This window comes from Curtobacterium sp. MCBA15_013, from assembly GCF_001865095.1.
Taxonomy (GTDB): Bacteria; Actinomycetota; Actinomycetes; order Actinomycetales; family Microbacteriaceae; genus Curtobacterium.
The window spans coordinates 313585-320265 of the sequence record NZ_MJGQ01000004.1; the positions used below are offsets into that span (position 1 = coordinate 313585).

4 protein-coding genes are annotated in these 6681 nt (G+C 72.6%); 2 read left to right on the top strand and 2 right to left on the bottom strand.

Annotated elements, in window-relative coordinates; genetic code table 11:
• Positions 1–4 precede the first annotated feature (4 nt).
• Positions 5–850, bottom strand: a complete 846-nt coding sequence (locus tag BIV01_RS03535) for a siderophore-interacting protein (protein WP_071301943.1) — start codon at positions 848–850, stop codon at positions 5–7.
• Between the two features lie 75 nt (positions 851–925).
• On the opposite strand from BIV01_RS03535, the gene BIV01_RS03540 reads away from it, so the two are divergent.
• Positions 926–1645 carry a biliverdin-producing heme oxygenase gene (locus tag BIV01_RS03540; protein ID WP_083413739.1) on the top strand — a complete coding sequence of 240 codons (720 nt, stop codon included), beginning with the start codon at positions 926–928 and terminating at the stop codon, positions 1643–1645.
• Between the two features lie 303 nt (positions 1646–1948).
• Here the strand turns inward: BIV01_RS03540 and BIV01_RS03545 are convergent, their stop codons facing one another.
• Complete coding sequence (locus BIV01_RS03545) at positions 1949–3676, bottom strand: BCCT family transporter (RefSeq protein ID WP_071301944.1); 1728 nt, start codon at positions 3674–3676, stop codon at positions 1949–1951.
• A gap of 282 nt (positions 3677–3958) precedes the next feature.
• Between BIV01_RS03545 and BIV01_RS03550 the strand changes: the two genes are divergently transcribed.
• Complete coding sequence (locus BIV01_RS03550; RefSeq protein WP_071301945.1) at positions 3959–6613, top strand: phosphoenolpyruvate carboxylase; 2655 nt, start codon at positions 3959–3961, stop codon at positions 6611–6613.
• The last annotated feature ends 68 nt before the right edge of the window (positions 6614–6681 follow it).

Consider the following 6681-nt stretch of genomic DNA (forward strand, 5'->3'; position numbering starts at 1 on the left):
AGCGCTACTCGGTGAAGATGACGCCGATCGGTTCGCGCTTCTCCTCCTGGAACCGGTCCTCGGCGCGCCCGAGCGCCCAGTACGCGGACAGCGACATCTCGGACTTCTCGAGTCCCCAGTCGTCCTGCAGCAGTCGACGGATCGCCTTCATCGCGGTCCGCTCGCCGTGCGCGAACACCTGCACCGGCCTGGAGGCGCGCTCCAGCGAGCGAGCCGCCTCCAGCAGCAGCGTGCCCGGCTCGGCGCCGGTGGCGTCGCGGTGCAGCCACCGCAGGTCGACCCCGGCCGGGTGCGCGACGTCCTGCTCGTCGGCCGGACCCGCCACCTCGACGAGGGCGACGCCCGTGGCGGCGTCGGCCATGCCCTCGAGGGCGGCGGAGATCGCGGGGAGCGCACTGTCGTCGCCGAGCAGCACGTGGGTGACGGCGGGGTCGGTGGACGGGGTGTACCCGCCGCCGGGACCGGAGAGCGCGAGGAGGTCGCCGGGCTGCGCCGAGGCCGCCCAGGGCCCCGCGAGGCCGTCGTCGCCGTGCACGACGAAGTCGACGGCGATGGTCTTCGCCTCGTGGTCGACGGCGCGCACGGTGTAGGTACGGCGCGCCGGCCGGTCGTGCTTCGGGAGCGACTCGCGGAGCGACTCGAGGTCGTACGGCGGCGTGAGCCCGAGCGACGGCTTCGCGAGCAGGAGCTTGACGTACTTGTCCGTGGTGGCGAGCCGCTCCGGGTCCGCTGCCGCGACGAACTCGTCGAAGGCGGGACCGCCGAGGTGGACGCGGACCATGTGCGGCGAGGGACGCTCCGTGCGGTCGACGACGAAGACGTGCTGGGGGCGTTTGGGTTTCGAGCTCATCGGTGCGAGCTTCCTCTCTCGACTTCTGGGTGCGCTGTGCTTGACGTACCGCTCAGTAAGGTTAGCCTTACCTCCATGGACACCGTCATCCCGTTCTCCGAGCTGCTGCGTCGGCGCACGCGTCGCTCGCAGGGGTCGTCGGGTGGCGACGGGTTCATGCAGGACCTGCTCGCCGGGCGGTGCGACGTGGGCGAGTACGCGGCCCTGCTCGGACAGTACGCGTTCGTGTACGACGCCCTCGAGCGCGCGGCCGAGCGGATGGCGGACCACCCCGTGGCTGCCCCCTTCGTCACGTCGCAGTTGACGCGGATGCCGGCGATCCGGGCGGACCTCGAGTACCTCATCGGTCCGGACTGGTCCGAGCTCGTGTGCCCGCTGCCCGAGACCACCGCGTACGTCCGACGACTGAACGAGGTCGCGGCGACGTGGCCCGGCGGGTTCGTCGCCCACCACTACACGCGGTCCCTCGGCGACCTGTCCGGCGGGCGACTCATCGGGCGGCTGCTCGCGGAGCAGTTCGGCTTCGAGACGAACGGCGTCCTGTTCTACATCTTCGACCAGGTCGCCGACCCGAGCGCGTTCGAGCAGACCTACCGGGCGCAGCTCGATGCGGCTCCGTGGTCGGCCGAGGAACGCGAACGGGTGATCGCCGAGGTCGAGCTGGCGCACCGGCTCGACAGCGGGCTGCTCGCGGGGCTCGACGCGACGCGGGGGCCGGTGCTCGGCCGTCCCGGGGCGTGGTCCGACGACGACGGGCCGCACGGCGCGGGCGACGACGTGGCCGTGATCGCGTGACCGAGCCGAGTTGACCCGAGCGGCCACGTGCCGCCCACCAGACCCGCCGGGATCGCGGAGCGCGTCGCTTCGCAGGGGTGCTTCCGCCACGCGCCGCGATCCCGGCGCTCCCTTCGCCCGTGCCGCGCCGCGCCGCGCGCGCCGTTCCGCTCGTGCCGCCCGCGCCGCGCGGCGGGCGCTTGGTGAGCGGAAACTGGCGGGTGCGGGCAGCCCGGGCGACCACTTCTGCTCACGAAGCGCCGCCCGCCGCCCGACGCCCGCCACCCCCGCCGCCCGCCACCCCGCCGCCCGCCGCCCCCCGCCTCAGTGCCGCATGCGGCGCGCGAGCTTCTGGATCGGGCCGGTCTTCGGCGCGCGCTCCGCGGGTTCGACGACCTCCTGCTGGTAGAAGTCCGCGAGGTCCGCCATCAACGCCCGACGCTCCGCCCGCGCGTACGCCCGACGCTCCCGCGTGAAGGCGATCACCGTCGACCAGCACATCAGCACCATCACGACGCTGAACGGGAGCGCCGTCGTGATCGCCGCGGTCTTCAGCGCGTTCAGCCCGCCCGCGAGCAGGAGCGCCACCGCGACGAGGGCCGTGACCCCGGCGAAGAACACCCGGATCCAGTTCTTCGGCTCGATCTGCCCGCCGGTCGCTATCATGCCCATCACGAGCGCACCCGAGTCCGCCGAGGTGACGAAGAACACCCCGATCAGGATGATCGCCCCGATCACGAGCACGGACCCGGCGGGCATCCCGCCGAGCAGCTGGAACAGGACCTGCTCGACCGACACGCTGCCGTCCGCCCCGACGAGGTCGCCGGTGCCGTGCAGCTGGTCGTACAGCGCGGTCCCGCCCATGATCGCGAACCAGAGGAAGGTCAGCAGCGTCGGGACGAACAGCACACCGAGCACGAACTGCCGGACGGTCCGTCCGCGGGAGATCCGCGCGATGAAGATGCCGACGAACGGCGCCCACGACATCCACCAGCCCCAGTAGAACGTCGTCCACGCGCCCTGCCACTCCTGCCCGGCCCGACCCGCGAAGGCGCTCGTGTCGAACGCCAGCCCGACGAAGCCCTGCACGTACTGCCCGATCGACTGCACGAACTCGCCGAGCAGGAACTGCGTCGGGCCGACGAACAGGACGAAGACGAGCAGCACGGCCGCCAGCACGAGGTTGATGTTCGACAGGATCTTCATGCCCTTGCCGACGCCGCTCAGCAGCGACCCGACGGCGATCAGCGTGACGACGACGATCAACCCGATCTGCAGGCCCCGGGTGTTCTCCGCCGCGCCGGTGTACTCGAGCCCCGACCCGATCTGCAGCACGCCGAGCCCGAGCGACGTCGCGACGCCGAACAGCGTGCCGATCAGCGCGAGGACGTCGATGAGGTTGCCCCACCCGCCCACCACGCGCAGCGGCTCGAGCGCCCAGCGGATCGACACCGGTCGCGACCGCCGGTGGATCGCGTACGCCAGGGCGAGCCCGACCACGACGTAGATCGCCCACGCGTGCAGGCCCCAGTGCAGGAACGTCTGCGTGAGCGCCTGCTGCGCGAGGGCGTCGTCGTCGCCCGACACCCCCGGCCGTGGTGAGGCGAAGTGACTGAGCGGCTCGGCGACGCCGTAGAACACGAGCCCGATGCCCATGCCCGCGGCGAACAGCAGCGACAGCCACGAGAGCGTCGAGAACTCCGGCGCCTCGTCGTCCTGGCCGAGCACGATGTCGCCGAACCGGCTGAACCCGATCCAGATCGCGAAGACGACGAACGCGGCCGCGGCGATCACGTAGTACCAGCCGAAGTCCCGCACGATCCACCCCTGGACGGCCGAGAAGACGTCCTCGGTGGCACGCGGCGCGGCGAGCGCGACGGCGACGAACGCGAGCACGATCCCCGCGGCCGGCCAGAAGACCCAGCGCTCGACGGGCGGCTTCCGGACCGCCGTGTCGGCCGGCGGGCCAGGAGGCGCGGATCCCGTCCCCACGTCGTCCTGCGCCCGCCCCGTGGCGGGTTCGCGGTCTGCCGGCTCAGCCGTCTCGTCCATGGCGTCCCTCCACCCACGGATGCTGAGCATCCCTGGCCGGATTCTACGAACGCTCGCCGTGGTCCGTCCGGGTGCGATGGGAACGGGCGCCGCGCCCGAGGCACTTCGTGAGCAGGAACGGTCGGGTCCCCTTGGCCGCGGCGACCTCTTCTGCTCACGAAGCGAAGCCGCGCACCCGCCCGCCGCGGTCCGTCCGGACGGTTGTCGTCACCGGTCCCGACGGGCCGATACGCTGCTGGGATACCGGGACGACCTTCCCGGCCGAGACCCGGAGAGGACCACATGACGATCGACGGTCAGACGCGCCACGGACGCGCGCGGGACGACGTCAGTGGCGCGGTCGACAGCGACCTGCGCTCCGACGTGCGGTACCTCGGCAAGCTGCTCGGACGCGTCCTGCGGGAGACCGGCGGCGAGGACCTCCTGCACGACGTGGAGAGCCTCCGTGCCGCGGTCATCGACGCGTACGAGGGCGGCGAGGCCGAGGGCGCCGCGCGTGCCGAGGCCATCGTCGCGGACCTGTCCGCCGAGCGGGCCGAGGCCGTGGCCCAGGCGTTCACCACGTACTTCCACCTCACGAACCTCGCCGAGGAGCACCACCGCGTCCGCGTGCTCCGGCACCGCGGCGACGACGGCGGACTCGCGGGGGACTCCTTCCCGGCGACGTACGCCTCGCTCGTCGAGCAGGTCGGCGACGAGGCCGCTGCGGCCCGGCTGCGCGAACTCCGGTTCCACCCGGTCCTCACGGCGCACCCGACCGAGGCCCGCCGACGCGCGGTGACCACGGCCGTGCGGCGCATCACCGACCTCATCGACGAGCGCGACCGGACGACGAACGCCACGGCCCTCGCCGAGAACGAGCGCCGGCTGCTCGAGGAGATCACGACCCTCCTGCGCACCTCGCCGCTCCGCACGACCCGCCCGACCCCGCTCGACGAGGTCCGCACGGCGATGAGCGTGTTCGACCAGACGCTGTTCGAGATCGTCCCGCAGGTCTACCGCCTGCTCGACGACCGGCTGCTCGGTGACGACGCCGGCCGCGTGCCGGTCACCGCACCGGCGTTCGTGCGCTTCGGCACCTGGATCGGCGGCGACCGCGACGGCAACCCGCACGTCACGGCGGACGTCACCCGCCAGGCGGCGGAGATCGCGGCCGAGCACATCCTGCTCGGGCTCTCCCGTGCCGCCACCCGCATCGGCAGCACCCTGACGCTCGACGCGAGCGAGACCCCGGCGGACGCCGGTCTCACCGCGCTCGTCGCCGCGCAGGAGTCCCTCGATGCCGGGATCGCCGAGCGCATCGGGGTCCGTGCACCGAACGAGACGCACCGTCGGGCGCTCCTGTTCGTCGCCGCCCGCATCGACGCCACGCGCCGGGGCGAGGCCGAGCTCGCCTACCCCGGGCCGGACGCGCTCCTGGCCGACCTCCGCACGATCCAGACGTCGCTCGTCGCGGCCGGGGCCACCCGTCCCGCGAACGGCGAGCTGCAGAACCTCGTCTGGCAGGTCGAGACCTTCGGGTTCCACCTCGCCGAGCTCGAGGTTCGGCAGCACTCGCAGGTGCACCGGAACGCCCTCGCCGAGATCCGCGCCGGTGGGGAGCTGAGCGAGACCACGGAAGAGGTCCTCGCCGTGTTCCGCACGATCGCCGCGCTGCAGGCCCGCTACGGCGTCCGCGCCGCCAGTCGCTACATCGTGTCGTTCACGCAGTCGGCAGCCGACCTCGCGAACGTCCACGAGCTCGCGGTCGCCGCACTCGGGTCGCCCGAGGCCGCCCCGGTGCTCGACGTCATCCCGCTGTTCGAGACCTTCGCGGACCTGCACGCCAGTGTCGACATCCTCGACGAGGCCGTCCGCACCGAGCCGTTCCAGCGTCGCCTCGCAGCGACCGGTCGCCGCCTCGAGGTCATGCTCGGCTACTCCGACTCCTCCAAGGACGTCGGTCCGGTGTCGGCGAACCTCGCGCTCTACGACGCACAGGCCCGCATCGCCGACTGGGCGAAGCACAACGACGTCGAGCTCACGCTGTTCCACGGCCGCGGCGGCTCGCTCGGCCGCGGTGGTGGCCCGGCGAACGAGGCCGTCCTGGCGCAGCCCCGCGGTTCCATCGACGGACGCCTCAAGCTCACCGAGCAGGGCGAGGTCATCTTCGCCCAGTACGGCGACAAGAACATCGCCGCGCGGCACCTCGAGCAGATGGCCTCGGCCACGCTGTTCGCGTCCTCGCCGTCGAACGAGGACCGCACGGCCGTCGCCGCCACGCGCTTCGCCGACCTCGCGCAGCAGCTCGACGACGTCTCGCGCGAGGCGTTCTACGGCCTCGTGAAGGCGGACGGCTTCGCGCCGTGGTTCGCGCGCGTGACCCCGATGGAGGAGATCGGTCTGCTCCCGCTCGGCTCCCGTCCGGCCCGCCGCGGTCTGAGCGTCGAGTCGCTCGAGGACCTCCGGGCGATCCCGTGGGTGTTCTCGTGGACGCAGGCGCGCATCAACCTCGCCGGGTGGTACGGCCTCGGTTCCGCGCTCGAGGCCGTCGGCGACGTGGAGCTCCTCCGCACCGCGTACGCCGAGTGGCCCCTCTTCGGCGCGATGATCAAGAACGTCGAGATGTCGCTCGCGAAGACCGACGAGCACATCGCCCGCCGCTACCTCGAGCTCGCGGACCGCGACGACCTCGCCGCGAAGGTCCTCGACGAGATGCTCCGCACGCGCGAGTGGGTGCTGCGCGTCTCGGGCGGGAGCGACGTCCTCGAGGACCGTCCCGTCCTCGCACGCGCCGTCCGGCTCCGCAGCCCGTACGTCGACGCGCTCTCGCACCTGCAGCTCCGGGCACTCCGCGCGATCCGCACCTCGGGCAGCACGGACCCGACGGACGGTGACCACCGGCTGCTCCTCCTCACCGTGAACGGCATCGCGGCCGGCCTGCAGAACACGGGCTGATCCGCGCGGACCGGCCGTCGGTCGTCGACGCGACCGCCTCGGGCCCAGGAGGCGCGGTGCCAGCTGGC